Raw genomic sequence first — 24604 nt, forward strand, 5'->3', positions numbered from 1 at the left:
TATGATATAAAATTTTGAATAAGAATAACCGTTAAAACTTCAACAAAGATGGCTTTTCTTTATATATTTTCCATAATAATTCCCCAAATAAAGTATTAGCCCATGCAAACCAGTGACGTGTGAATTTCTTTGGGTCATCCTTATGGAATGTTTCATGCATAAATCCAGTGTCACCATGCGTAGACGCTAACATTTTGATACTATCACGAATTTCGTCATCATTTGTTGAAGTCATGGCACGCATTGTAATAGCCATAGGCCAAATCATATCACGACCAATGTGAGGCCCACCGATTCCTTCGCCAGCTTTACCTTTGAAAAAGAACGGATTATTTTCCGATAAAATGAATTTTCGTGTGCGTTGGTAGGTCTCATCGTTCACATTTACAGCACCTAAATAAGGTAATGATAATAATGATGGGACATTTGCGTCGTCCATCATCATAGTACTTCCAAATCCATCTACCTCATAAGCATATATTTTTCCAAATTTAGGATGGTCGATAATACCGTATTCATTTACAGCTTTCTCTACTTCATTAGCTAAAGCCTCCATTTTTGAAGCTAATGTTGTATTGTTCTTAACTTTTCTTAAGATTTCTGCGGATTGTCGCAAACTTACTACTGCGAATAAATTCGAAGGAATTAAGAATAAGAATATAGTACAATCATCTGAAGGTCTAAAACTAGAACATATAAGGCCAACAGGATTAACTGGATATCCCCAACCATCTACTTGTAATGTGTCTGTTCCTCTTGAAGTAGTGCGTGAAAAGTTATATGGTCCTAAGTTTTCTTTTCTTTGTTGTTCTACAAAAGTCTTGTATGTATTTTCTTGCGCTTTTACCCATTCATCATTAAAAGGAGTAGTATCATTTGTTGTTTTCCAATATTGATAAGCTAGACGAATAGGATAACACAAAGAGTCAATTTCCCATTTGCGCTCGTGAATACCAGCTTTCATTTCGGTGTGGTCAGAGAACCATTCGCCCTCTTTAGTTGGATCGTTGTAAAAAGCGTTTGCATATGGATCGATGTTAATGCACTTCGATTGTTTATTAATTAGCCCCAAAATAAGGTCTTGAAGCTTTTTATCTTTATGCATGAATTGCAAATACGGCCATACTTGAGCACTACTATCTCTCAGCCACATTGCATCGATATCACCAGTGATGACGTAAGTCAATTTTTGTGTAGTAGTCGATTCATCATAAATTGTGGTGTCCAATGTGTTAGGAAAACAGTTATTAAATAACCATCCTAACTCTTTATTACTCACGTTTTTTTGAAACTCCTTAATAGCATCTTCAATGATATTGCTATTGAAATGTCTTTTTGCAAATGGTACTCTTACTTCTGGAAAATTAGCATTGGATTGCGCAAATGAAAATTTACTTGCCATCATACCAGCACCAAGTAATGCAGATTGTTGTAAAAATGTTTTTCTATTCATGTTTATATGGTTATCAGTTAAAAGTTGACTTATAAAACGTTTTAGCTGTCGCTAATATAATATTTTTTAAAGAGAATTATTGTAAAAATTATATTCCTATTTAGGCATGAATATTGTTTATTAAAAAGAAATTATTAAAAACATGGATTATTGTATATCATTGTAGTCAGTTCTCAAAATCATCTATGCTTAAAAAAAAGAAGATATCCTCATTACTGGCATCAATAATACTGCTAAATGGAGGCGTCCTAATGCCCGCTGCTGCACAAGTTGCAAATCAAGTTTATTCTTATGATCAATCCCAGAAATATAATGATATTTTATACAGTTCCAAAACAAGGTTACATACTGCGTCCCGACCTTTTCTGTTCAAGAGTCAACTTTTAGAGCGAAAAGACTCCTTGGCTAATGCTAACGCAGTTTCATCAGAGAATTGGATTATGCGCAAACTTTTCAATGAACATTTGGTAGATGTAAAAAAAGATGATCACTCATTTTATTTAGACTTTCTCCCAGACTTTCAAATTGGTTCGGAAGTTGTTGATACTGAAAAACGTACGACTTGGATGAATACAAGAGGAGTGCAAGTTGGTCTTACTATAAAAGATAAATTTACATTCCACTCTTCCTTCTATGAAAATCAAGGTGTATTTGCCAATTATATGGATGACTATATATCAGAAGTCGGCGTAGTGCCAGGTCAATCTTCTGTAAAAAAGCCATTTTCCAAAAGAACTAAAGATTGGATGTACGCGACAGCATCTTTGACGTACGACTTCAGCCCGTATTTCCAATTAACAGCTGCATTTGATAAAAATCACATCGGTGATGGATATCGCTCGCTATTATTATCGGACTTTTCATCTAATTATACTCATCTTAAATTTACAGGTGAAATTGGTAATGTGCAATATACTTCCATATGGGCCTATATGAATGACCCTATGAATCCTCGAATAGATTCTTTAGACTCCGGAGGACGATTTGGCGATGGAATCAAGTACGGAGCATTCCAATTCATTGATTATAATGCAACAGATAGGCTATCAATTGGATTTTTTCAATCCGTAATATGGTCAAATAGAAATCAGGCGGGATACAGAGGGTTTGATTTTAATTATTTGAATCCTGGTGTATTTTTCCGTCCAGTCGAGAATAATAATCGCACATCTCCAGATAAAATGTTTTTGGGGTTGAATGCTAAATACAAAATCTTAAATAATATTACAGCTTACGGACAATTTTTGCTTGGAGAGTTTACAGCTAAAGAATTCTTTGCAGGGAATGGTTACGCACATAACAAGTGGGGTACGCAGTTGGGTGTTAGAGGATTTAATACGTTTGGTGTACGCGGACTTAATTTCTTAGGAGAATACAACTTAGTTAGACCATATACGTATCAGCATTTTGTTTCTATTTCAAATTACAGTAATAATGGTGAGCCATTAGCGCACCCTAGAGGTGCAAATTTTAGAGAATTAATTGGTGTCGCAAATTATTCTTATAAAAGATTTGACTTTTCGGGTAAAGGTATGTTTAGCACATTTGGAACTGATCCTAATATGGAGACAAATATGGGGGGGGATATTTTTCAATCTTATAGAACAATCCCGGAAATGTATGGTAATAAAATTGGACAGGGGGTGAAGAACAATTTGTATTTTGCGGATCTAAGAGCAGCCTATGTTTTAAATCCAAAATATAATTTGCGTTTGGAATTAGGGTATACACAGCGTTTCCGCACTATTGAGGGAGATAAAACCCAAAAATCAGGTGTGATTAATTTTGGCTTGAGATCTAGTTTCCGCAATTTTTATAATGATATTTAAAAACTGATATCTATATTTATTCATTAATCTATAACATGAAGAAAATATTGGTGCTAAATGGACCTAACCTTAATCTGTTAGGTGTTCGTGAAAAAAGTATTTATGGTGAACAATCGTTTGAAGATTATTTCAAATCTTTGAAAGATAGATTTGCTAGTATAGATCTTACCTATTTTCAAAGTAATTCTGAAGGTGCAATTATTGATAAATTGCATCAAGTAGGATTTGATTTCGATGGAATAGTCTTGAATGCAGGAGCCTATACACATACATCGGTAGCAATTGCTGATGCTATTGCAGGTATAACTACACCGGTAGTGGAAGTACATATTTCTAATGTACATCAGCGTGAATCATTCAGACATCACTCTTATTTATCCAAAAATTGTAAGGGAGTGATACTAGGTTTTGGATTGGATAGTTATCGATTAGGAATAGAGAGTTTTATATAATAAGAAAGAGGCTTTAATAAGCCTCTTTTGTGTTTTCGTTAATTTTTCTTTTGGTCAAGTGAAGTAGCAGTGAAAATAGGGCGCAAAATCCCATACAGACCAACATGGGTTGTGCAGTATCGTTATGTAATAAGCTAACCACCCCAGAGCTCAGCGCTCCAAGCCCCATTTGTAAAAATCCTAATAATGCAGAAGCAGTACCAGCAGTTACTTTAAATGGTGCCATTGCCATGGCTGATGCATTTGGAAATATAAACCCTTGACATAGCAAATAGCCAAAAGTTAATCCTAAAAGTATAGGTAAGTTTATAAAATTAAGGGTTAGGCTTAGAAACATAAATAAACCAACAGCAACCTGACAAATATTAGCTATTAAACATATTTGCTGCATAGACCATCTTTTAAGCAACATTCTATTTAATTGAGTGGATAGTATAAGTGCAGAAGCCACAAAAGCAAATGCTAACCCATATTCTTTTTTGCTCAATCCGTATATGTCTTGGAGAATGTAAGATGATCCAGCCAAATAAGCGTATAGCCCTGCTGATGCAGTAGAGGCAATGAGGCAGTAGAAGATGAATGTATTATTCTTAAATACTTTGAAATATTCGTTGACAATTGATTTTGGTGCTAAGGATAAATTTTTATTTCCGGCATAGCTTTCAGGTAATATAAATACTGTAAGTACCAGTATTACAAAGCCAATACTAAACAAAGCGATAAATATATAATGCCAATCCAAATAATCTAATAAAAATGCGCCTGCTGAAGGAGCAAGAATTGGCGAAATTGCAATTACCAGCATTAATAGACTAAATACACGTGCAGCCTCTTTTCCTTCATAATAATCTTGTATCATTGCTCGTGCTGCCACCATACCAGCGCAGCTTCCTAAAGCTTGTATAAATCGCAGTAATATCAAACTATCCACATCTTTAGTAAATACACAAGCAATAGATGTTAAAGTATAAATGCAAAGTCCAAATATTAATGGTTTTTTACGCCCATATTTATCTAATAGCGGACCATAAATCATTTGTCCAATAGCAATACCGATAAAGAAAGAAGTCAGTGATAATTGTACATTTTCAATACTGGTATCAAAATCCTTTGCAATTGTAGCAAAAGCAGGAAGGTACATGTCTATGGAAAATGGACCAATGGCTGACAAAAGACCGAGAATTAGCAGGATAATTTTTTTATTATTAAACATAGTAATGTGATTACACCTTCGAGAATTCAGTGTGTGAATTTTGCTGTAAAGGTATAGTTTTACATGGTTTTATAAGAGTTTAGTAAATAAAAATGAAGTAGAAATTACATGAAATTAAGCAAGATTTTATAATTACTTCAGTATAATTCTCTCGAAAACGTTTAAGTAGAAAAAAATATATTAATTTCTTTTTTATAGCTGATATTAGCACATTTACGCAGCAATTATAAATCAATCAATCATCTAGATGAGTATATTCGAACAATTTTCATTACAAGATAAAGTATGCGTAGTGACAGGGGGAACGGGGGTTCTGGGCGAAGCATTTGTGTCTGCCATTGCAGAATCGGGAGGTAAAGTTGCAATTATAGGGCGAAATGAAGAAAGGCTAAAAGCTAGAGTGGAAATGGTTGAGAAAATAGGTAGCCACGGTTTAGGTATAGTCGGTGATGTATTGTCCGAAGAGGATATGATAAGAGCTAAGGATATTATACTAGAGAAATGGGGAACAATTGATTGCTTAGTGAATGCTGCGGGGGGAAACATAAAAGAAGCGGTGATCGGTCCTGATGCAGACTTATTTGCTTCTAATATCTCGCACACAATAGATGCAATTAATTTAAATTTAAACGGAACAATTATTCCAACACATATTTTTGGTAAAGTCATTGCGGAAAAGGGAAGTGGTAGTATCATAAATATCGCGTCACTTTCATCCCAGGTTGCACTAACGCGTGTGTTAGGGTATACAGTTGCCAAGTCAGGTATAGTCGGATATACCAAATGGATGGCTACTGAATTGGCGTTACGCTATGGAGACAAAGTACGTGTAAATGCAATAGCTCCAGGTGTATTTCTAACAGAGCAAAATCGCTCACTAGTTACGAATACAGACGGAACTTATACATCTCGAGGGCAAAAATTTGTTGATAATACACCATTCGGTAGACTTGGTGATCCAAGGGAGCTAAAAGGAACTATTGTTTATCTATTGAGCGATGCATCACGCTTTGTATCGGGAGAAACAATTTACGTGGATGGAGGATTTACCGCTTGGTCTGGTGTGTAATAATTATGTATTCAAGAATTGGATGTTAATCTGTAGAACTGTATATGAAAAACAACTTTATAAAGGAAGATTTTTTATTAAATTCATCATTGGCAAAGGAATTTTATTTTGACTATGTATCTACACTCCCGATTATAGACTACCATTGCCATCTTCCTCCAGATCAAATAGCAACCAATCACAAGTTTGAGTCTATAACAGAAATATGGCTTAATGGAGATCATTATAAATGGCGTGCAATGCGTGCTATTGGCGTTGCTGAAAAGTACATCACTGGCGATGCAATTGACCAAGAGAAGTTTGCAAAATGGGCAGAGGTCGTTCCTTACACAATGCGTAATCCATTGTACCACTGGACACATATGGAGCTAAAAAATCCTTTTGGCATTGACAAGTTGCTCGATCCTACCTCAGCTGATTCAATATATCAGGACACAAAGTCATTATTAAAAGAAGATAGATTTTCCACGCAGGGATTGATGAGTCATTTTAAAGTGGAGATGGTAGGAACAACTGATGACCCTATAGATTCTTTGGAACATCATAGAGCTTTGAATAATAGTGATTTTGAAGCTAAAATTCTTCCTTCCTTTAGACCAGATAAAGCGTTTAATATAGATGGTGGAGATTTCTTTAGAGAATATATCCAGAGGTTAAGCACAGTATCAAATATTCAAATTCTCGATTTGGACAGCTTGCTAGAAGCTTTGTTTAATCGCATTGAATATTTTCATGCATTAGGTTGTCGGATTGCTGATCATGGGCTTGGATGTCTACCTTTTGAAACAAATATAGCGCTAGAATCAATTAACATAACTTTCAAATCAATTTTGGCGGGTGAGAATATACATATTGTATCCGAAATGAAAGATGCATTTGTATTTTATGTACTGACGAATTTGTCCAAAAAGTATAACGAAAAAAATTGGTCGCAACAATTTCATTTAGGCGCTTTTCGTAATACGAATACCCGTAGTAAAATTCAATTGGGACCAGACACAGGATTTGATACTATAGGTGATTATCAACATGGAGAAAGATTGTGGAAATTCCTCGATTTTCTACAAAAAACAGATCAGTTGCCTCGAACAATTATTTATAACCTTAATCCTTCCGATAATGCACTTTTCGGAAGTATGATAGGTAATTTCCAACAAGAAGGTATAAAAGGCAAAATTCAGTTTGGCTCTGCTTGGTGGTTTTTGGATCAACTTGATGGCATGAAAGATCAAATTGATACACTATCTAATTTGGGATTATTGAGCTGTTTTGTAGGTATGTTGACAGATTCTCGTAGTTTTTTGTCGTATTCTCGACATGAATATTTCAGAAGGTTGTTGTGTGAGATTTTTGCAGATGATGTACTGAAAGGCAAATTGCCGAATGATAAGGGGTGGATCGGTAAAATATTACAAGATATTTGTTACTACAATGCAAAGGATTATTTTAATATCTCTTCGTAAAATCTATGATAATGTGAGAAGCAACCAATACAGTTGCTTTTTTTAGTTAACAGCTGTTGACTTTCTAAATGTTAGTTCTGTTTCTAACTCAATGGTTTCTTGCCCATATTGAATCCAATTTTGTCTTTTAATAAAATGGATTAATCGCTCTGTAGCAAGTCTGCCAATTTCTTTTGTAGGCTGTCGAATGGTGGATAATGAAGGATTCAAAGAGTCTGGAAAGTCTACATTGGAGAATCCAATGAGTGCTATTTCATCAGGGACAGCTATCTTTAATTCGGCAAGAATTCCTAAAATACGTACAGAAATAGTATCAGATGAACTTATGATAGCATTCGGTTTTAAATCGCTAGCCAACACTTTTTGAAGTGCTGTACGTAAGTCGCCATCCAATAGCTCATTGCTCTGCATGTTACATTGGATATAATAATCAGGATTGAAGGGTATATTGTGATCCGTAAGTGCCTGTTTATATCCCTTGAATCGTTCTCCACTCAGACCAAATTTTGAGCCTGTGATATTCAAAATATCTGTTCTGCCATTTAGAATTAAATGTTTGGTTGCGCTATAAGCACCTTTAAAATTATCGACTCCAATTTTGACAGTTTCTAACTGATGAAGGATGCGGTCAAATATAACTACTGGACAATTTGATTGGTGTAAGGACTTTAATAAATCAACATTGGAGGTTTCGTCAATTGGTGCTATTAGCAAACCATCAATTCCTCGTAATTGTAACGCTTCAATACATGATTTTTCAATCTCGGACTGTTCCCTACTTTGCATAAATATAACATCATATCCAACAGTCAGCGCGTGTTGCTGTATTCCTTCAATTATTTGCGAATAAAATAAATTATTAATAGAGGATAGAATAACACCTATAGTATTGGTTTTACCAGTTTTTAAATTTTTGGCCAACAAATTTGGTCTATAACCATTTTCTTTCGCATACGCTAATACACGTTTTTTTGTTGCTTCACTAATATCATAACTATCATTCAACGCTTTAGAGACAGATGATATCGATAAATCTAGGGCCTTAGCAATCTCTTTGATGGTGATATTAGACATAGATATATTGGTAACTGTTTATTGCAATATATCGAATATTTACAATAGATTAAAATAAAAATGGTTGCAAAAGTTGCAACCATTTTTATTTTAATTAAGCTTTTTAGATGCGGGTCTAAGTATAAGGTAGAGACCAGCAAGTATAAATGGAATACTTAATAATTGTCCCATATTGAAGAACATACCATCTTCAAAAGCTTCTTGATTCTCTTTGAAAAACTCCATTATGAACCGAATGGTAAAAAGTCCAATTAGCCCTATTCCAAATAGTAAACCTCTTTTTGGATTACTATCTTTTTTATAAGTCATCCAAAGTATTAAAAATAGAACAAAATATCCAAGCGCTTCATATAATTGAGCTGGATGACGTGGAATATTGTCTATTTGGGTAAAAACTACAGACCAAGGAAGATCTGATTCAGTAGGCTTCCCGATGATTTCAGAATTCATGAAATTACCAATACGGATGAACGCTGCAGCAATTGGAACAACTAAAAGTAATCGGTCTGCAATCCATAGAAAATCTGTTTTTGTTTTTTTTACATACAAATACATGCCGATTAATATACCAATAGCTCCACCGTGAGAAGCCAATCCTGCGAACCCTGTGAATTCCCAGCTTCCAGATCGTTTACTAAACGGCAAAAGCATTTCTAGGGGATTTTGACTGTAATAATCAAACTCATAAAACAAACAATGCCCAAGACGAGCACCTAGAATAGTACCTAAAAAAATATAAACAGTTAACTTATCCAGATCATCTTGTGTTTTGCCTTCCTTCTTAAAAACTTGCAACATTAATATGTAAGAAACAACAAATGCAAGAAGCCAACACATCGAATAATACCGGATACCAAATGATCCTATAGAGAAAATATTCTCTGCTCCTGACCATTGGATAACATTATAAATATACTCCATCTTTGATTGATTAAAGCTGTAAATATAAAATTAATAATCGTTTATGAGAAGGCTATTTCTAAATAGAACTGTATTATTTTTTGGATTAGAATAATTATTTTTTATTTTGTACGGAAACAAAAAATGGTATGGCAAAGAAGAGTAGTAAAGAAATAAAACATCAATCGGTCGTAACGAAAGAATCTGTAAAATTCTTTGAAAAATACATAAATAATCCATCTCCAACAGGTTTTGAGTGGGAAGGACAACGTCTATGGTTAGACTACCTCAAGCCATTTGTAGACGAAACATATATTGACAATTATGGTACTGCAGTGGGAATAATAAATCCTAAAGCGGCTTATAAAGTGGTAATTGAAGCGCACGCGGATGAGATATCATGGTTTGTGAATTATATCACAAAAGATGGTCTTATCTATGTAATTCGCAACGGTGGATCAGATCATCAAATAGCACCGTCAAAACGAGTAAATATTCATACAGATAATGGACTTGTAAAAGCCGTATTCGGTTGGCCCGCGATACATACGCGTTCGGGTGAAAAAGAGGAATCACCATCATTAAAAAACATTTTTTTGGATTGTGGATGTACTTCCAAAGAAGAGGTGGAAGCATTGGGGATTCACGTAGGTTCTGTTGTGACTTACGAAGATGAATTCATGATTTTGAATGATCGCTATTATGTGGGACGTGCTCTGGACAATAGAGCTGGTGGATTTATGATCGCTGAGGTTGCGCGTTTATTGAAAGAAAATAAAAAGAAATTACCATTTGGGTTGTATATTGTCAATTCAGTACAAGAAGAAATTGGTCTTCGTGGTGCAGAAATGATTGCAGATTGGATCAAGCCGAATGTTGCTATCGTGACAGATGTAACGCATGATACCCAAACACCTATGATCAATAAGATCACGCAAGGAGATTTGGCATGTGGTAAAGGTCCCGTTGTATCGTATGCTCCAGCTGTACAGATTAACTTGAACCGTCAGTTGATCGACGTAGCACAGAAAAACGATATTCCATTCCAACGTCAAGCATCATCGAGATTCACTGGAACAGATACAGACGCATTCGCATATTCTAATGGCGGTGTGCCTTCTGCTTTGATTTCTTTACCTTTGCGCTATATGCATACTACAGTAGAAATGGTACATAAAGAAGATGTGGATAATGTAATTCGCTTGATTTATGAGACTTTATTAACTATTGAAGATGGACAAGATTTTAGAAGTTTTACGAAATAAATAAGATTAAATAATTAGAATAGAGATGAGTGATCAAAATCAAAACATTCCAGAAAACAACGAATTAAGTATAGAGTTATCAGAAGAAATTGCTGAAGGTATTTATTCTAACTTAGCGATTATCACACATTCGAATACAGAGTTTGTGTTGGATTTTATTCGCGTGGTGCCAGGCGTTCCTAAAGCGAAAGTGAAATCAAGAATTATCTTGACCCCGGAGCATGCAGTAAGATTATTGGGTGCGCTTCAAGATAATTTAGCTCGATTCGAAGCTCAAATAAAAGCTGCAGCGCAACAACAACAAGGTGAGCCTGTCGCGAAAGATTTTCCTTATCCATTGGATTTGCATCCAAAAGGCGAAGCATAAAATAAGCCCTCTCGTTATATCGAGAGGGCTTATTAATTGAATTAATCTATTACTTATAATAAGCTACCATTGGATAGCTTGATCTTCGTCAGGTATCTGTGTATTGAGCACACGTTGTAAACTCAATGTTCCTTTTACCACATATTGAATATTAATATTGGGAATCATGGTGTAATCCGTGAAGTTGTAATCAATATTATTAATTGTTATGGTTTTTCTCAATAAGTATGGATAATTAGGTTCAATCATTTCACTCATCGTATAGCTTAAATCTTTATTTACCTTAAAGTTTAGGAGTGGATTGTCCGCATATAATTGAACTCCTCCGCTATCATTAAAGCGCGCATAGATTTTATAGTTTTGTCTATCTTGTCTTTCTTCGTCAATTGCTCCTGCGTAAAAAAATATGGTGTTTTCATCCACTACATATGCTTTGATTTCGCTTTTTACGATAGAAGTTTCATTTTCGGCTCCATCCATAAAAGTTCGTAATGCTGTACCGCCGTAGGTTCCAGAATAATTATTAAACGGGTTGACACGTAGTAAAGCTTTTTTGTAATGTTTACGTGGATGGGGGACATAAGTAGATGAACCCTCGACAATAGTGAGTGGTAAGACCCATTTTTCTACCAGATTGATATCCTTCAAAGTAAAGTCAATATTCAAGAGCCCTACATTTTCTCCAGATTTGATATCGAGCGTTTGGTTAAAACTGAAATACTCAGCAGGCAATAATCTATAGTAAAAGTCAGTTCTGTTTTGGAATCTTTCATAGTTCAAGATATCTAAACTGTCTCGGTCTACGTCGATTTTAACAGAAATATTCTGTTCATTATTCGTTGAACCACTGATGATGACTGGCAGTTGAAAAGATGACTTCTGGTTATCCTTATAACGAACATATATATCGGATACACCACTTTGATTATTAATAGGTGCTTTAAATGAAATGAAATTTTCGTATTGTTCTTCTTTCCACTCATCGTTGCACGAAGTGTTAGCAAATAAAAGTGCTAGTACTAAATATTTAATATAATTCTTTTTCATGAGATACGTTTCTAATCGTTGTACGTCCAACCAGGATTTTGAGTTAGTTTTTTGTTTCTCTTCAATTCCGAGTGTTTAATTGGCCAAAACCACATTTTATCTGCAAAGGTGTTTTTCAAAACCCAAGTAGCTACTGGCGTATGGAATAAATCTCTATTTCCTGCATTCATCAAAATATTGCAACCATATACAGGCAGAGATTCTTCTACAGCAGCATCCAACCAACGGCGAAGATCATAATAGCGTTGCCCTTCAGCCACCAATTCAATGAATCTTTCTCTTTTAAGTGTTTTTCTTAATTCCTCCTTACTAGAATAGATTGCTGTTGAGTAATCTGGCACACCTGCTCTAATGCGTACAGGATGTATTCCTTTTTGCATTTCAGAAACATCTCTTGAGAGAGTATAATTTGTTCCTTTCCAAGAAGCGACAGTATGTGATCCACTTAACTCGTTGAGTGCTTCCGCATACATCAATAATATATCTGCATAGCGAATAGCTGGTTCAGTTTTTTGAACTATACGGTCAGCGCTTCCTCCTTCATAAGTATCACTAGGGTGAACGTATTTTTTTATTCCGAATCCAGTACGTAGCCAATACGCATTGGAGGAGTTAAATCCATTTCCACGTGAATCTTCTCTATAATAGAATACTTGTTGGTTGCGGTTGCGTTCTTGTGTTTCATTAAGAAGTGTCCAAAAACTTCCATTAAATGCTACAGACGCATAAAATCGAGGTTCTCTGTTAGCATATTGTAATGAAACACCTTCTCGTAGAGGACGATATTTTTGTGAAGAGACATCACTAGACGAAACATAGCCAGTCAAACGATTCGATCCATCACCTCTACCTATCTCTTTATCCTTACCTGGGACATCAGTTCCATCATTCATATAGTATGCATCCACTAATTTTTGAGTAAGTCCATGCGTGTTCCAACCGGTAGCAGACCTTGGTAGGGAATGCGCTACCATAGCTCTTATATCTTCACCACCTTGGTTATTTCCCCTCGTAAAAATCAGTTCTGGATTACCTGATGCGACAAGTGTACCGTCAAATACTTGCGCATAAGATTTTGCAGGGTCAATATTTGCCCATCCCAAGGGCCAATCTTTATTAGCAAAATTTCCATCATCTGGTGGAATAACAGTAGCATCTGAACCTGTTGTCTGAACAGGAACAGTGTATAGACTATAAATACCAAGTTCCATTACATCGCGTGCTGCGGCAGCAGCTTTAGCCCATTTCGCTTCTTGGTAATCTATTGATAATAATCTTTTTCCTGTATGGTCTACAAGTTTTGCTGCGAACTCGGAATTATTACCATTTGCCATTGGACTAGCAGCATACAATAGCGCTTTTGCTCTTGTTGCTAATGCTGCACCTACGGTAGGACGAGCAGAGGCATCTTGCCCTCTGCCTACACCTAATTTTTCCATTTCTTTAGCCGCTTGTAGCATTTCATTACTAATGTACTCTGCACATTCTTCGTATGTGCTCCTCGGAGTAGCTAAGTCGTCATAGCTGTCTGTATAATCTAGCCCCTCATCAGGGAGTAGGGGTATAGGACCGTATTTGCGCAACAACAACCAGTACAAGTAGGCACGTGCAAAACGTGCTTGACCACGGTAATCTTCTATTTCATCCGCAGACATTTCTTTATTTAAATGTATTTTATGAATAAAGGTTGTTGCATTGCGAATTCCGCGGTAGGATTGGGTCCAAGAACCTTGTTTGTCATTTTCAGAATACAAACCCATCTTGAACATATTGTATGAGAGTTCATTCTTAGATGGATCATAATCTCTATCCCGATCACCATAATACATGTCATCCGAAAAGTTATGTGGAGTCAAGCCTTTACTTGCTACATCAGCATTAATTCCCTTAAATTCTTCGAATACGTGCGCGAGCCATTGTTCCGCATAATTTTTACTTTCGAATACTTTTTCTTCTGTCATTCTATCCTTAAATAAGGATTCGGATTCTAAATACCCCTTTTGACAAGAACTAATACCAGCTAAAGCAACCAGTATTGGTAGATAATATATGTATTTACGCATTTTTTTTCTTTTAGAGGTTAACATTTATACCAAAAGTTACTGATTTAGGAAGAGGGTAATCTTCACCTCTTGGTGTTGCTAATTCTGGATCCCAAAGTTTAAATTTAGACCAAGTCATCAGGTTGTGACCCGCAAGGAATAACCTAATATTGTTAGTCCTAATTCTACTTGTAAAATTCTTCGGAAGTGAATAACCAATATCAATATTCTTAAGCCTAATATACTGACCGTTTCTTAACCAAAATGTGGACTCTCTAAAATTGTTTGGAAACGCTCCAAAACTTAAGCGTGGATAGGAGGCATTGGGATCTTCCGTAGAAGGATCTCCTGAAATATCAGCAGAAATCCATCGATTATCACCCATTATACCTTTCATCACTTGTCCCCATTCACCCTCACTAAATGCATAGACTGTTTTGCCATATGTAGAGAAAGTTGATTTTCCAGCACCTTGAATATGTAAATTAATATCTATTGATTTCCATTGAAAAGACGATCCCATTCCATAGATTAAATTAGGTCTTCTAGTCGCTCCGATCGCAACAACATCCCCATTATCAATAATACCATCTCCATTGACATCTTTGTATTTAATGTCACCTGGTTGATACACTCCAAAAGTTTGTGTTGGACTATTTCTTATATCATCATAGTCTTTGAATAAACCTAAAGCGATTAATCCTTTCGCTTGGTCTACACGAAATCCTTCTGAATTCTGATAAGGATAGACATTGTTTTCTTCGTCTCTTTCTAAGATTTTGTTTTTGCTGTAGGTGATATTCCCTCTAGCTGTCACATTTACTTCGCCAATTCTTTGTTTATAACTAAATCTTCCTTCAAAACCTTTTGAACTAACAGCCCCCACGTTAGCTCTTGGAATACTTTCTAAACCAACGATTTCTGGCAAGAAATTTCTTGGCATATAGATGTCTGTTCGTTCTTCATCGAATAGTTCAATAGAACTTTCAAACTTGTTGTTAAATAAATTTATATCGAATCCAAGATTTTTCTTTAATGAAACTTCCCATGAGACATATGGAGATGCTACTTGCGAAAACCTCAATCCTCCGTAGCCGCGATCCGAGCCGAAATCTGCCCATTGATAGCCTCCAGCAGATCCAATTGTATATAAGTAAGGGAAACGCTCACCATACATTAACTGGTCATTACCTGTCTTGCCGTATGAAAATCTTACCTTAAGTAGGTTCATCCAATCAGCGTTTTCTTTAAATATTTTTTCTTCCGAAATATTCCATGCAAATGATACAGCCGGGAAGAAACCATATTGATTACCACTTGCAAAGTTTTCAGATCCTGTGTATCCAAAATTGAAGTCAGTAAAATATCGGTTATTAAAATTATATGTTAATCGTCCAGCAATAGCCTCGTTTTTACGTGCAATACCATTTTTAATTTCCGTTCCTAGATTTACGGTTTGCACCAATGCATCACGAGTAAATCTAGCAACCGCGCCAATATTATGTCCGTTGAATCCGCGGTCGTAGTTTAGCATGAAATCCAAAAACTCTCTTCTATTGCCACCAGCAGTACTTTCTTGGTACATCTCTCTAGGATCAGAGACTTTATAAAATATTATTTCCCCATTATTGACATTACGTGCTCTGTCTGCTCGCCATTGCTCAGGCCATTTTAGCCTTCTGATATTATTGTGGTTATTAGTGTCATAGCCGAATATTCCACGTCCACGAAGTCCCTTGGTTATAAAATCTAAATTTTGTTCAGCGGTGATGTTGATTTGAATATTATTATTCCAGTTTTCATTATATCCAGTTTGTGTAGCCATCACCCATGGGTTAGTTCTGTTGCCTTCGCCTACCGCAGGTACACGACCGTTTGAGTATTCAATAGGCATACTAATAGGCGAATAGCCAAATAATGCTCCCCAAAAATCTAGATCTCCAATACCGGGACTATTGCGTAGGCCTAATGATCCAGCTACTCCAACTTTTAGTATTGTAGTTTTTGTGATGTTCATATCTGTATTTAGTCGATAGTTCCATCGCTTGTAGTTAGCATTAGTATTGTAGTCCTTTTTCAGGTTTTCATCGATTTTATACATACCACCTTCTTCTACGTAACTGCCCGATACGAAATATCTTGCTGTGGCACCTCCTCCGCTCATGTTCAGATTTGCGCGGTAAGTCATTGCCCCATCATTCAACAGTTTTTCCTGCCAGTCTACATTTGGGTAAAGGTCTGGATCCAAACCCAATCGCAAAATCTCTAATTCTTCAGGTTGATATACGGGTTGGTTGTTACGTGTAATTCGTGCTTCATTCAAGAGGTTAGCATAGGTAAAACCATCCTCAAATTCGGGTGTAATTGTTCTGGTGTTATAAATGGTTTCGCTTTTAACATTGATGTTAATTTTACCTTCTTTACCACGTTTTGTAGTGATTAGAATTACACCATTAGCACCTTTGGACCCATATATAGCAGTTACAGCAGCATCTTTGAGTACCGATATGGATTCAATATCTTCAATGTTGATATCATTGATATTGCGTTCAATATTGTCTACCAATACTAGAGCGGATGAACCTCCACCAAAAGTCGAAATACCACGAATCCAGAATTCGGATATATTTCGTCCTGGTTGACCTGACTGCATCATTGCCATTACTCCAGCTACATTACCTGCTAAAGCGTTGGAGAGGCTAGAGGTCGGATTGGACTTCAAATCATCCACATTTACCGTTGTTACTGCCCCAGTCAATGTTAATTTTGTTTGATTACCCATGCCCGTCACAACTACTTCTTCCAATACATTGGATTCATCTTCCAATAATGTGATGTTAATTTTTATATCTTCTTTGATCAATATTTCTTGTGTTTGAAAACCAATAGATCTAAAAACAAGTTTTTTGTAGCGTTCAGCTTTAATTTTATATTGACCTTTATTGTCCGTGATTGTACCTAACCCAGGTGCGTCTGATACATGGACAGTAATTCCTGGTAAGGGATTTTTTTGAGCATCTACTACAATACCAGTTACTTCAACTATTTCCTGTGCTAGCGAGTGACTTATGACGCTAAGAAGTAATATACAGGTTAGTAAGAATTTATTCATAATTCCATTCTGTTACTAAGGTTGTGATTTTGTTGATTATTATGTTAATATTTGGTTAGTCTAATTATCACCTTCCAAAGCAATTTTTCTAAATCTTCTATTGGCACGATCACCTATATAGAAAGCTTTCTCTGTCTCACTATACGCTATTCCTGTAGGTCTGTCGAAGCGAGCTTCTAATCTTAAGTCTCCGTCTACATATCCCCATGGATTAGCATTCAAACTAGAACTTCCACGGCCAGCAAAGGTAGATACAATACCGTCTGGTGTTAGCTTTCGAACAGCGTGATTCATCTGGTCTGTGAAATAGAAATCGTATTCATCGGATTTGCCAGCAGCAGCGTATTCTTCATTTTTTACGAATACACCTTGATACGGTTGATTTAGCCTTACGCTAGCGCCAATTCCGTCCGTATATCCTGCGCTTCGCAGTTGACCACAGACCAAGTAAGGTTGATTAAATTGTTTCTTTTCCCAGTTGTAATCAATACGTAATATATAATGTTGGTTTATGACTACTATATAAGCATAGTTGCCTGTAGGGTGTATAAAGATTTTGTATTCCCATTGTGGATCGTGTACAAAGAATAAGGTTTCGAAATCTTTTTGTCCCAATCCTTGTGAGAAATATTTTTCCATATCAAACCTGAAAAATTGCCCTTTCTCGTAGCTATTAAAATACATTTCTCCATTGACAGGATGTACAGTAGCACCATTACATTGGCGATAGCGTGTTAATATTTCCGTATCTAAGAAGTTTCTAGCACGAGAGAGTAGCGTAGTTGCTCCATCATTTTCACCTCCGCGGTCTTCTGAAATAATAATATGATCCCCATCTTTTGTGAAGTCTACACTACGAGGTCTGTTAAAATTGGATCTAATTTTAGTAACTACACTATCCTCAAAATTGAGTAAGTATAATCCATTATTATTGTCAAATGTCACATACAAATGTTTTGGATTTTTTGGGTCAAATTTCATGTGCGAAGGTTCCCAAAATCCACTGGCCATTTTGTTTTGATCCGGATCTTTGAATTTGCCATCTCTCCATGGTTCATCTCCTCTTTCATTTCTATATCCGATGACAGTTGAAACAATCATTTTGCGCTGATAGACGAATTTTTCATTTGCCTTACCAACAATTGGCAATCGCTCATCTCCAACACGAACTTCAATATCTCCTGCATAGGCTTGAGTAGGGACTAAGCAATAGATAGATTCTCCTTGAGCGCTGATAACAATAGCCTTTTGACCACCGATGACTACATCAATGATGGAAGGATCGTTTCCGAAATTTTTTCCATAGATTACTAATCGTTGCCCGGCACCGCCAGTTTTGGGTTGAAAATCTGAAACAACAACGGGTTGATTGGGGTTAAAAGGTAAAGCGGAGTCTGCTGTTTTTTCTTCCGTTTTACATGACCATAATCCTACAAATAATACTGGAATTATCCAGAGAAAATTGTTGAGATAATGGGTTAAGCTTAAGGTAGGTGTGTTTCTCATAAGCATTATAATTGGCTAAAATTTTTACACTTGATATAAGTCGTAAATATTTGTCTTAAAGACATTTGTTAAATCGTTTTAGTTAAAATGATTTACTACTAATCGATCTCTGCTATAATTTTTCTTAGAAAAATTGGAACAGAATTTTAAGACAATATTAAACTAATATGAATGCGAATATTATAATTGATTAAGTCAAAGTTAGGCTATAATGAAAATGTTGGGCTGTCAATTTTTCTCATTAAGTATTCAATTTGTCTCATATATTTTATAATAGCTTTATTAATTAATATCTTTCAAACAGCCGTATATTACTAACAGAATAAAGCAACATATACCTAATAAACTTAAGTACTAATTATAAACTGAGATGAGAAAAATTCATATGCGTTGTTTGTCATATACTTGTTATATGGTGGGAATTCTATTTAGTGTATTGTTCACACGTTTGGAAGCACATTCTATTTCTACTAATTCAAAACAACCAAAAAGCGATGATTTAAAAAGGAGTATGGACTTGATTGAGAATGCCATGCTGTATTATTTTACTCCCGATTACTCTACTATGTACCGTTTCTATAATCCTTTTACTAAGGAACGTAAGGATGAAAAGGCGAGTGTATGGATGTATACAGCAGCGATAGAGGCTGCTAACTCTGTTCTTAAATCTTTGAAACATGCCAAAATGAAAGATCAACAAGCTATCTCAAAGTATGAAGGTTTATTGGAAAAACTCTATGATAATGCAGATTATTACTTGGGGACGTTTGAGCTTACCTCATTCACGCAGACGAATACCTGGAGTGTGTATGCTGTGGATAGAGTTAATGAAAAGGGGAAGGCTAGGGTTACAGGAATTTATAATGTTTATGACGATCAAATGTGGTTAGTTCGTGAATTGCTAGATTCTTATCATTTAACTCAAAATGATAAATACTTGGAAAAGGCAGAATATTTGACTGCTTATGTTTTAGATGGCTGGGATGCGACTCGTGATTCTAATGGGAAAGAGCATGGTGGTATTCCTTGGGGCCCTGGATATGTAACTAAACATGCCTGCAGTAATGGACCTATGGTAAGTCCTTTGGTATGGTTACATGAAATTTATAAAACTAAAAAAGACAAAATCACATACCGTTACATAGATCCAAAGGATCAGAAAACACGAAAAACTAAATCAGTAACCAAAAAGGAATATTATTTGGATTTCGCCAAGAAAATCTATGATTGGCAAAAGCGTAATCTGTTAAATACAAAAGGTGTTTACGATGATATGATGGGCGATTGTAGTCCAGATTGTTCAATTGTTTATGAGGAAGTAAATGGAGTAAAATATAGAGCCCACACTATATTACAAAAACCTACTGGTCGTGCATATACTTATAATGCAGGAACTATGTTGTCAGGCGCTGCAGATTTGTATCGTGTCACCAAGCATAAAGTTTATATAGATGATGCTAAGAATTTAGCAAAAGCTAGCTTCTCCTATTTTGCAAAGCCTAATGCACAGGTACAGCATTATGCATCATTTCCATTTGATGGCTTTAGCAATTGGTTTAATACAGTGCTTTTGAGAGGTTATTTGGATTTTGCTCGTGTAGATCAGTCTGCTCTAGACTATATCCAACCATTTAAAAAGAACCTTGAATACGCTCATTCAAATTTCTCATACGAGGGTATAATACCTTCAGATCTATTGGGGGGTTGGAATAAAGATCACTCAAAAAATAGTACGGAAGGAATGTTTATGTTCGCGTTTGCGACACAATGGGCATTGTGTGATCATCTGACACACCTTAAGAACTAAATTTACAAGGACATATCAATTGTTTGTTATGTCCTTGTTATTTTGCTTGTGCTGAAATTCGCTAGGACTTATGCCAAATTGTTTTTGAAAATTTCTTGAGAAATGTTGAGCTGAGCTATAGCCTAACAAATTCGAAATTTCATAAATTTTGAGATTGCCCTGTGACAGCAATTCCGCTGATCTACGTAATCTGGTCAAATTGATAAGTTCATTTGGAGACAAACTTGAAACCATATTGATTTTACGGTATAATGTAGGACGGCTCATACATAGAATATCAGCCATTTTATCTACATTAAACTGTGGATTATCGATGTTTTCAATAATAATCTCTTCTATTTTGATCAGAAACTCTTTGTCGCTTTGATTTTGCCCAATCTGTTGTATCTGCGAAGTAGGATTTTTAAAAAAGAATTCTCTTACACGTGTGCGGTTATTAAGCAAACTTGCTATTTGCGCCCTTAAGAAGGCTAAGGAAAAAGGTTTTTCTATGTAGGCATCTGCACCATACTCTAAGCCTTTTATTTTGGATTCAATGGTGTTTTTGGCCGTCAATAGAATGATTGGTATATGTGCTAGATTCATATTCGCCTTTACCTTTTCGCAAAATTCAAAACCATCCATATCCGGCATCATAACATCGCTTACTATCAGATCAAAATTTTCATGCTCAAACAACGCGTAAGCCTCTATACCATTGGTAGCTTTCGTGATATGATAATTCTCCATCAAGTCATCCGCAATAAATTCGAGTAGTTCTGCGTGATCATCTATGAGTAATAAGTTCGCTTTAGCATTCATATACATAATTTTGGTTGATAGGTAGTCGAAGAGTAAAGGTATTAAGATTTTCTTTATCTATACTATAATTAATCTGACCATTTAGTTTGATAGCAAGTGATTGTGCGAGTGAAAGTCCAAGTCCACTACCAGGGATACTTTTGCTATGCGTTAACCTATTGAACGGTTCAAATATGAATTCTTGATCTTTCTCCTTAATAATTATGCCATCATTTTTTACGGTAAATATTAAGTTTTTATTGTCCGTATCACTATGTAATTCCACCACAACAATATTTTTAGAATACTTCAAGGCATTATTTAGTAAATTATTGCAAATGATTTCATAAGCTTCAAGATCTATAAAACAGGAAATATTTGGATCTATGTCAGTTATTAATGTTTTTTGCTGCGCTTCTAATGTCAGCTTGTAGTTGTCAATAAGTGCTTGCGTCGAGATGCTGATATTTTTTAGTTCAAAATTAAACTTAAAGCCTTTTGTCTCTACTTTTCTGAAATCTAAAAGTTGGTTGCTAAGTGCGATAAGTCGTTCCGTGTTATTCTGAATATTTTGGAGCAATTTATCTGTTATTGGATTGTAAGGAATCTTAGTCACTAGTTTTTCCAATGGGGCTTTAATTAGAGTCAGTGGTGTACGTATTTCATGTACAACATCCGTATAGAAGTTAATCTTAGATTGGTAAAGCTCCTGTTCACGTAGATTTTGTATCGTCAAAAGATGTTCCTTGTTTTTCTGTTTTATGCGTTCATTAAAATGATAGGCAACAAATAGTATAAGTCCAATTAGCATTGAAAAGTAGAGTATGAAAGCAGGTATACTGGCCCATATCGGTGGCAAAATTTTAATTCTGAGTTTACGTTCACTAGTAAATCCAAATCCATTGGGATCTTCGGCTTTGACAATAAAATCATAATTTCCAGGCAATAGTTTTGTGAAATGTGCACTTGTAGAACCATTGGTTGTCACCCAATCTTTATTTACTCCGTCTAACTTATAACTGTATTTAATAGAATGTGGTGAATCGAATAATAATGCTGTGAAATCTAAACTAAAGGAAGATTGATCGTATTTAAGGATGATCTCATCAGTAAAAAGAATTGATTGCGTCAATATAGAATCAGGGTCATGTTGATTTATCTCTTTATTATTGACCGTTAATTTGGTTATATATATAGGTGTATTTGCATTATACTTTATCTGATTAAGTTTTTTTGGTTCAAATCGAATCATGCCATTAATGGTGCCGAAATAAAAATGCCCTTCTCCATCATCAAAAGCTGAGTTATAGTTAAACTGAATCGAAGGTAATCCAGACTCCATATTAAATAAGCGGGTACTATTTGTCGCAGGATTATATCTTGTTAAACCTTTGGACGTTGTAATCCATAGGTTATTACTCTGGTCCTCTAATATGGCAAATACAATTTTACTAGGTAGAGAAATATTAGGTTTAATAAATTCAAATTCGCCATTTTTATTTATAAGCTTGCTTAATCCGCCTTCTGTTGCTATCCAAATGTGCCCTTTGGAATCTTCAAAAATAAAATTAATCTTATTATTAGGTAATGAATTGGAATCATCTGAATTATGAGAAAAATGTTTTTGGATATTTTTGGTGGGATGGTACATATATAATCCACTTCTCCATGTGCCCAACCACACATAGCCATTTCTATCTTCAAATAGTGTTGTATAGGACATTCTAAATGGTACATGATGTATAGGATGAAAGGATTTATTTGTTATATCAAAGGAATAATGTCCTCGGGTAGTAGCTAGTAAAATTTCTCCAGACCTACTTTTTTTGATATCATACAAGAAGTTACTTTTTAGTGAAGAAGAAGAATTGCCATCATATTCAGCGTGATATATAACTTTTTTTGACGTAGAATTGAAGATATCCATGCCATATACAAATGTCCCAAGGATAATGTTGTCATCATGTGTCAACAATCCATGTGTATTGTTATCGGAAAGACCTACAGTTTCTACACTAAAATTTTCTATTTTGCCAGAAGTAGGATGGAGTTTGCTCAATCCACCATTTTCTGTGCCTAACCAGATCATCCCATTTTTATCTTTGTTGATAACCCGTACAACAGTGCCTAATAATTTCCCTCCTTGCGTTTTTGACATGAACTTCTCAATAAGACTATTATTCTTATGGTAGTAATTTATGCCTCCGAAATAGGTTCCCAGCCAAATGCCTCCATCTTTGTCTTTTAAAATATTATAAATAGCGTTATCAGAGATTCCCCAAGGATTATTTTCAGCTTTTTTGATGTTAATGTATTGTTTGCTTTCAATATTGTATATAAAAAGTCCTGATTCTGTTGCAAACCAATACTCTTGATCATTTATTTGTAGAATATCGCGTACATACAAAAACTGCTTCAAGTGATCGAGTCCTAACAACCACTTAACTGAAGTCTCATCTTTTGAAATAGATCCAACACCTGCTTTGGAAGTTCCAAAAATTAAATTTCCTCGTTCATTTTCAATAATCTTTTGAATGGCAAACCAATCTTTAGGACCATATGTACGCTCAAGGTTAATAATTGTTTTGGATCGAAATTGCTCTAACTGACAAATTTTGCCGGTGAAGGTTCCATAATATAATTTATCGTCATCTGTACACAATATAGCAGATATGTTGTTTTGGTCTGCATTTATCTTGGTTGTTCTTTTTTTTGTATAATCGTAAAAATAAAGACTCTGATTAGCGATAAACCACATATTATTTTTAGAATCTTTTTTGATAACAGGTATATCAGCATAAGCAAATTCTTCATCCAACAAGGAGAAAGTTTCATATAATGGATTATAAATATATATACCTTGGTCAGTACCTATCCATATTTGTTTTTGATTATCTTCTATTAGGGAAATTATGTTATTCGCAACCGTATTAAGCACCTGATTTCGAATATCAAAGTGTTTGAAATTATTGCCATCAAATCTATCCAGTCCATCTTTTGTTCCAAACCACAAAAAACCATAACTGTCCTGCATACTGCAGATAACAGTGTTGTTAGAAAGACCATCGGTTATTTGGTAATGATTAAAGTAATAAGGCTGTGCATACTGCTGTTTGGGCAATATGAGTGAAAATAGAATTAATAGCCATAGTCCTATTTTATACATTATCATTCTTGGTTTATTTGGTTGTTTATAATTAATTGACCAAATATATAATCTATATA

17 protein-coding genes are annotated in these 24604 nt (G+C 35.3%); 7 read left to right on the forward strand and 10 right to left on the reverse strand.

The annotated features are described in order from the left end of the window. Positions 1 to 31 precede the first annotated feature (31 nt). Positions 32 to 1453 carry a glycoside hydrolase family 125 protein gene (locus GOQ17_RS04390; RefSeq protein ID WP_159635333.1) on the reverse strand — a complete coding sequence of 474 codons (1422 nt, stop codon included), beginning with the start codon at positions 1451 to 1453 and terminating at the stop codon, positions 32 to 34. Positions 1454 to 1638: 185 nt separating this feature from the next. Here GOQ17_RS04390 and GOQ17_RS04395 point away from each other — a divergent pair, with 185 nt between their 5' ends. Both GOQ17_RS04395 and aroQ read left to right on the forward strand, forming a co-directional pair. Next, a complete protein-coding gene (locus GOQ17_RS04395; protein WP_159635336.1) occupies positions 1639 to 3282 on the forward strand; it encodes a gliding motility protein RemB in 1644 nt (547 codons plus the stop codon). A 35-nt stretch (positions 3283 to 3317) separates the two neighbouring features. Continuing rightward, positions 3318 to 3734, forward strand: a complete 417-nt coding sequence (aroQ, locus tag GOQ17_RS04400; RefSeq protein WP_159635339.1) for a type II 3-dehydroquinate dehydratase — start codon at positions 3318 to 3320, stop codon at positions 3732 to 3734. 13 nt (positions 3735 to 3747) lie between these two features. Here the strand turns inward: aroQ and GOQ17_RS04405 are convergent, their stop codons facing one another. Then, positions 3748 to 4947 (reverse strand): multidrug effflux MFS transporter, encoded by a 1200-nt coding sequence (locus GOQ17_RS04405; protein WP_159635342.1) that lies wholly within the window; start codon positions 4945 to 4947, stop codon positions 3748 to 3750. A 247-nt stretch (positions 4948 to 5194) separates the two neighbouring features. On the opposite strand from GOQ17_RS04405, the gene GOQ17_RS04410 reads away from it, so the two are divergent. Both GOQ17_RS04410 and uxaC read left to right on the forward strand, forming a co-directional pair. Continuing rightward, the gene (locus GOQ17_RS04410; protein WP_159635345.1) at positions 5195 to 6016 is read left to right on the forward strand and encodes an SDR family oxidoreductase; all 822 of its coding nucleotides are present in this window, start codon (positions 5195 to 5197) and stop codon (positions 6014 to 6016) included. Between the two features lie 44 nt (positions 6017 to 6060). Next, positions 6061 to 7479, forward strand: a complete 1419-nt coding sequence (uxaC, locus tag GOQ17_RS04415) for a glucuronate isomerase (RefSeq protein WP_159635348.1) — start codon at positions 6061 to 6063, stop codon at positions 7477 to 7479. A 42-nt stretch (positions 7480 to 7521) separates the two neighbouring features. Here the strand turns inward: uxaC and GOQ17_RS04420 are convergent, their stop codons facing one another. Further along, positions 7522 to 8553: a LacI family DNA-binding transcriptional regulator gene (locus GOQ17_RS04420; RefSeq protein WP_159635351.1), complete on the reverse strand. Its 1032-nt coding sequence runs from the start codon at positions 8551 to 8553 to the stop codon at positions 7522 to 7524. 90 nt (positions 8554 to 8643) lie between these two features. After that, on the reverse strand, positions 8644 to 9474 hold the full coding sequence (lgt, locus tag GOQ17_RS04425) for a prolipoprotein diacylglyceryl transferase (RefSeq protein ID WP_159635354.1): 831 nt from the start codon (positions 9472 to 9474) through the stop codon (positions 8644 to 8646). Between the two features lie 128 nt (positions 9475 to 9602). Between lgt and GOQ17_RS04430 the strand changes: the two genes are divergently transcribed. Together GOQ17_RS04430 and GOQ17_RS04435 are read left to right on the forward strand one after the other, a co-directional pair. Beyond that, positions 9603 to 10718: a M42 family metallopeptidase gene (locus GOQ17_RS04430; protein ID WP_159635357.1), complete on the forward strand. Its 1116-nt coding sequence runs from the start codon at positions 9603 to 9605 to the stop codon at positions 10716 to 10718. A gap of 25 nt (positions 10719 to 10743) precedes the next feature. Then, entirely contained in the window at positions 10744 to 11085 is a 342-nt protein-coding gene (locus GOQ17_RS04435; protein ID WP_159635360.1) for a DUF3467 domain-containing protein, read from the forward strand. A 63-nt stretch (positions 11086 to 11148) separates the two neighbouring features. Here the strand turns inward: GOQ17_RS04435 and GOQ17_RS04440 are convergent, their stop codons facing one another. Genes GOQ17_RS04440 through GOQ17_RS04455 form a run of 4 tightly spaced genes read right to left on the reverse strand, consistent with a single transcriptional unit; the run spans position 11149 to position 18792 of the window. Beyond that, the gene (locus GOQ17_RS04440; RefSeq protein ID WP_159635363.1) at positions 11149 to 12132 is read right to left on the reverse strand and encodes a DUF4973 domain-containing protein; all 984 of its coding nucleotides are present in this window, start codon (positions 12130 to 12132) and stop codon (positions 11149 to 11151) included. Between the two features lie 11 nt (positions 12133 to 12143). Further along, positions 12144 to 14195 carry a RagB/SusD family nutrient uptake outer membrane protein gene (locus GOQ17_RS04445; RefSeq protein WP_159635366.1) on the reverse strand — a complete coding sequence of 684 codons (2052 nt, stop codon included), beginning with the start codon at positions 14193 to 14195 and terminating at the stop codon, positions 12144 to 12146. 10 nt (positions 14196 to 14205) lie between these two features. Further along, positions 14206 to 17286 (reverse strand): SusC/RagA family TonB-linked outer membrane protein, encoded by a 3081-nt coding sequence (locus GOQ17_RS04450; RefSeq protein WP_159635369.1) that lies wholly within the window; start codon positions 17284 to 17286, stop codon positions 14206 to 14208. Positions 17287 to 17346: 60 nt separating this feature from the next. Beyond that, entirely contained in the window at positions 17347 to 18792 is a 1446-nt protein-coding gene (locus GOQ17_RS04455; protein WP_159635372.1) for an IPT/TIG domain-containing protein, read from the reverse strand. A gap of 370 nt (positions 18793 to 19162) precedes the next feature. Here GOQ17_RS04455 and GOQ17_RS04460 point away from each other — a divergent pair, with 370 nt between their 5' ends. Further along, on the forward strand, positions 19163 to 20599 hold the full coding sequence (locus GOQ17_RS04460) for a glycoside hydrolase family 76 protein (protein ID WP_201288527.1): 1437 nt from the start codon (positions 19163 to 19165) through the stop codon (positions 20597 to 20599). A gap of 15 nt (positions 20600 to 20614) precedes the next feature. Here the strand turns inward: GOQ17_RS04460 and GOQ17_RS04465 are convergent, their stop codons facing one another. Together GOQ17_RS04465 and GOQ17_RS04470 are read right to left on the reverse strand one after the other, a co-directional pair. Beyond that, entirely contained in the window at positions 20615 to 21400 is a 786-nt protein-coding gene (locus tag GOQ17_RS04465) for a response regulator transcription factor (RefSeq protein WP_236537052.1), read from the reverse strand. Beyond that, the gene (locus GOQ17_RS04470; protein ID WP_236537053.1) at positions 21390 to 24545 is read right to left on the reverse strand and encodes a ligand-binding sensor domain-containing protein; all 3156 of its coding nucleotides are present in this window, start codon (positions 24543 to 24545) and stop codon (positions 21390 to 21392) included. The genes GOQ17_RS04465 and GOQ17_RS04470 overlap by 11 nt, the downstream gene beginning before the upstream one ends. Positions 24546 to 24604: the final 59 nt, after the last annotated feature.

It is taken from the genome of Sphingobacterium composti, from assembly GCF_009829075.1.
Lineage (GTDB): Bacteria > Bacteroidota > Bacteroidia > Sphingobacteriales > Sphingobacteriaceae > Sphingobacterium > Sphingobacterium composti.

What these genes read in the sequence shown, in the direction of transcription:
- GOQ17_RS04390 (WP_159635333.1), bottom strand. Translation starts at nt 1,453, where the DNA reads ATGAATAGAAAAACATTTTTACAACAATCTGCATTACTTGGTGCTGGT.
- GOQ17_RS04395 (WP_159635336.1), top strand. Translation starts at nt 1,639, where the DNA reads ATGCTTAAAAAAAAGAAGATATCCTCATTACTGGCATCAATAATACTG.
- aroQ (WP_159635339.1), top strand. Translation starts at nt 3,318, where the DNA reads ATGAAGAAAATATTGGTGCTAAATGGACCTAACCTTAATCTGTTAGGT.
- GOQ17_RS04405 (WP_159635342.1), bottom strand. Translation starts at nt 4,947, where the DNA reads ATGTTTAATAATAAAAAAATTATCCTGCTAATTCTCGGTCTTTTGTCA.
- GOQ17_RS04410 (WP_159635345.1), top strand. Translation starts at nt 5,195, where the DNA reads ATGAGTATATTCGAACAATTTTCATTACAAGATAAAGTATGCGTAGTG.
- uxaC (WP_159635348.1), top strand. Translation starts at nt 6,061, where the DNA reads ATGAAAAACAACTTTATAAAGGAAGATTTTTTATTAAATTCATCATTG.
- GOQ17_RS04420 (WP_159635351.1), bottom strand. Translation starts at nt 8,553, where the DNA reads ATGTCTAATATCACCATCAAAGAGATTGCTAAGGCCCTAGATTTATCG.
- lgt (WP_159635354.1), bottom strand. Translation starts at nt 9,474, where the DNA reads ATGGAGTATATTTATAATGTTATCCAATGGTCAGGAGCAGAGAATATT.
- GOQ17_RS04430 (WP_159635357.1), top strand. Translation starts at nt 9,603, where the DNA reads ATGGCAAAGAAGAGTAGTAAAGAAATAAAACATCAATCGGTCGTAACG.
- GOQ17_RS04435 (WP_159635360.1), top strand. Translation starts at nt 10,744, where the DNA reads ATGAGTGATCAAAATCAAAACATTCCAGAAAACAACGAATTAAGTATA.
- GOQ17_RS04440 (WP_159635363.1), bottom strand. Translation starts at nt 12,132, where the DNA reads ATGAAAAAGAATTATATTAAATATTTAGTACTAGCACTTTTATTTGCT.
- GOQ17_RS04445 (WP_159635366.1), bottom strand. Translation starts at nt 14,195, where the DNA reads ATGCGTAAATACATATATTATCTACCAATACTGGTTGCTTTAGCTGGT.
- GOQ17_RS04450 (WP_159635369.1), bottom strand. Translation starts at nt 17,286, where the DNA reads ATGAATAAATTCTTACTAACCTGTATATTACTTCTTAGCGTCATAAGT.
- GOQ17_RS04455 (WP_159635372.1), bottom strand. Translation starts at nt 18,792, where the DNA reads ATGAGAAACACACCTACCTTAAGCTTAACCCATTATCTCAACAATTTT.
- GOQ17_RS04460 (WP_201288527.1), top strand. Translation starts at nt 19,163, where the DNA reads ATGAGAAAAATTCATATGCGTTGTTTGTCATATACTTGTTATATGGTG.
- GOQ17_RS04465 (WP_236537052.1), bottom strand. Translation starts at nt 21,400, where the DNA reads ATGAATGCTAAAGCGAACTTATTACTCATAGATGATCACGCAGAACTA.
- GOQ17_RS04470 (WP_236537053.1), bottom strand. Translation starts at nt 24,545, where the DNA reads ATGTATAAAATAGGACTATGGCTATTAATTCTATTTTCACTCATATTG.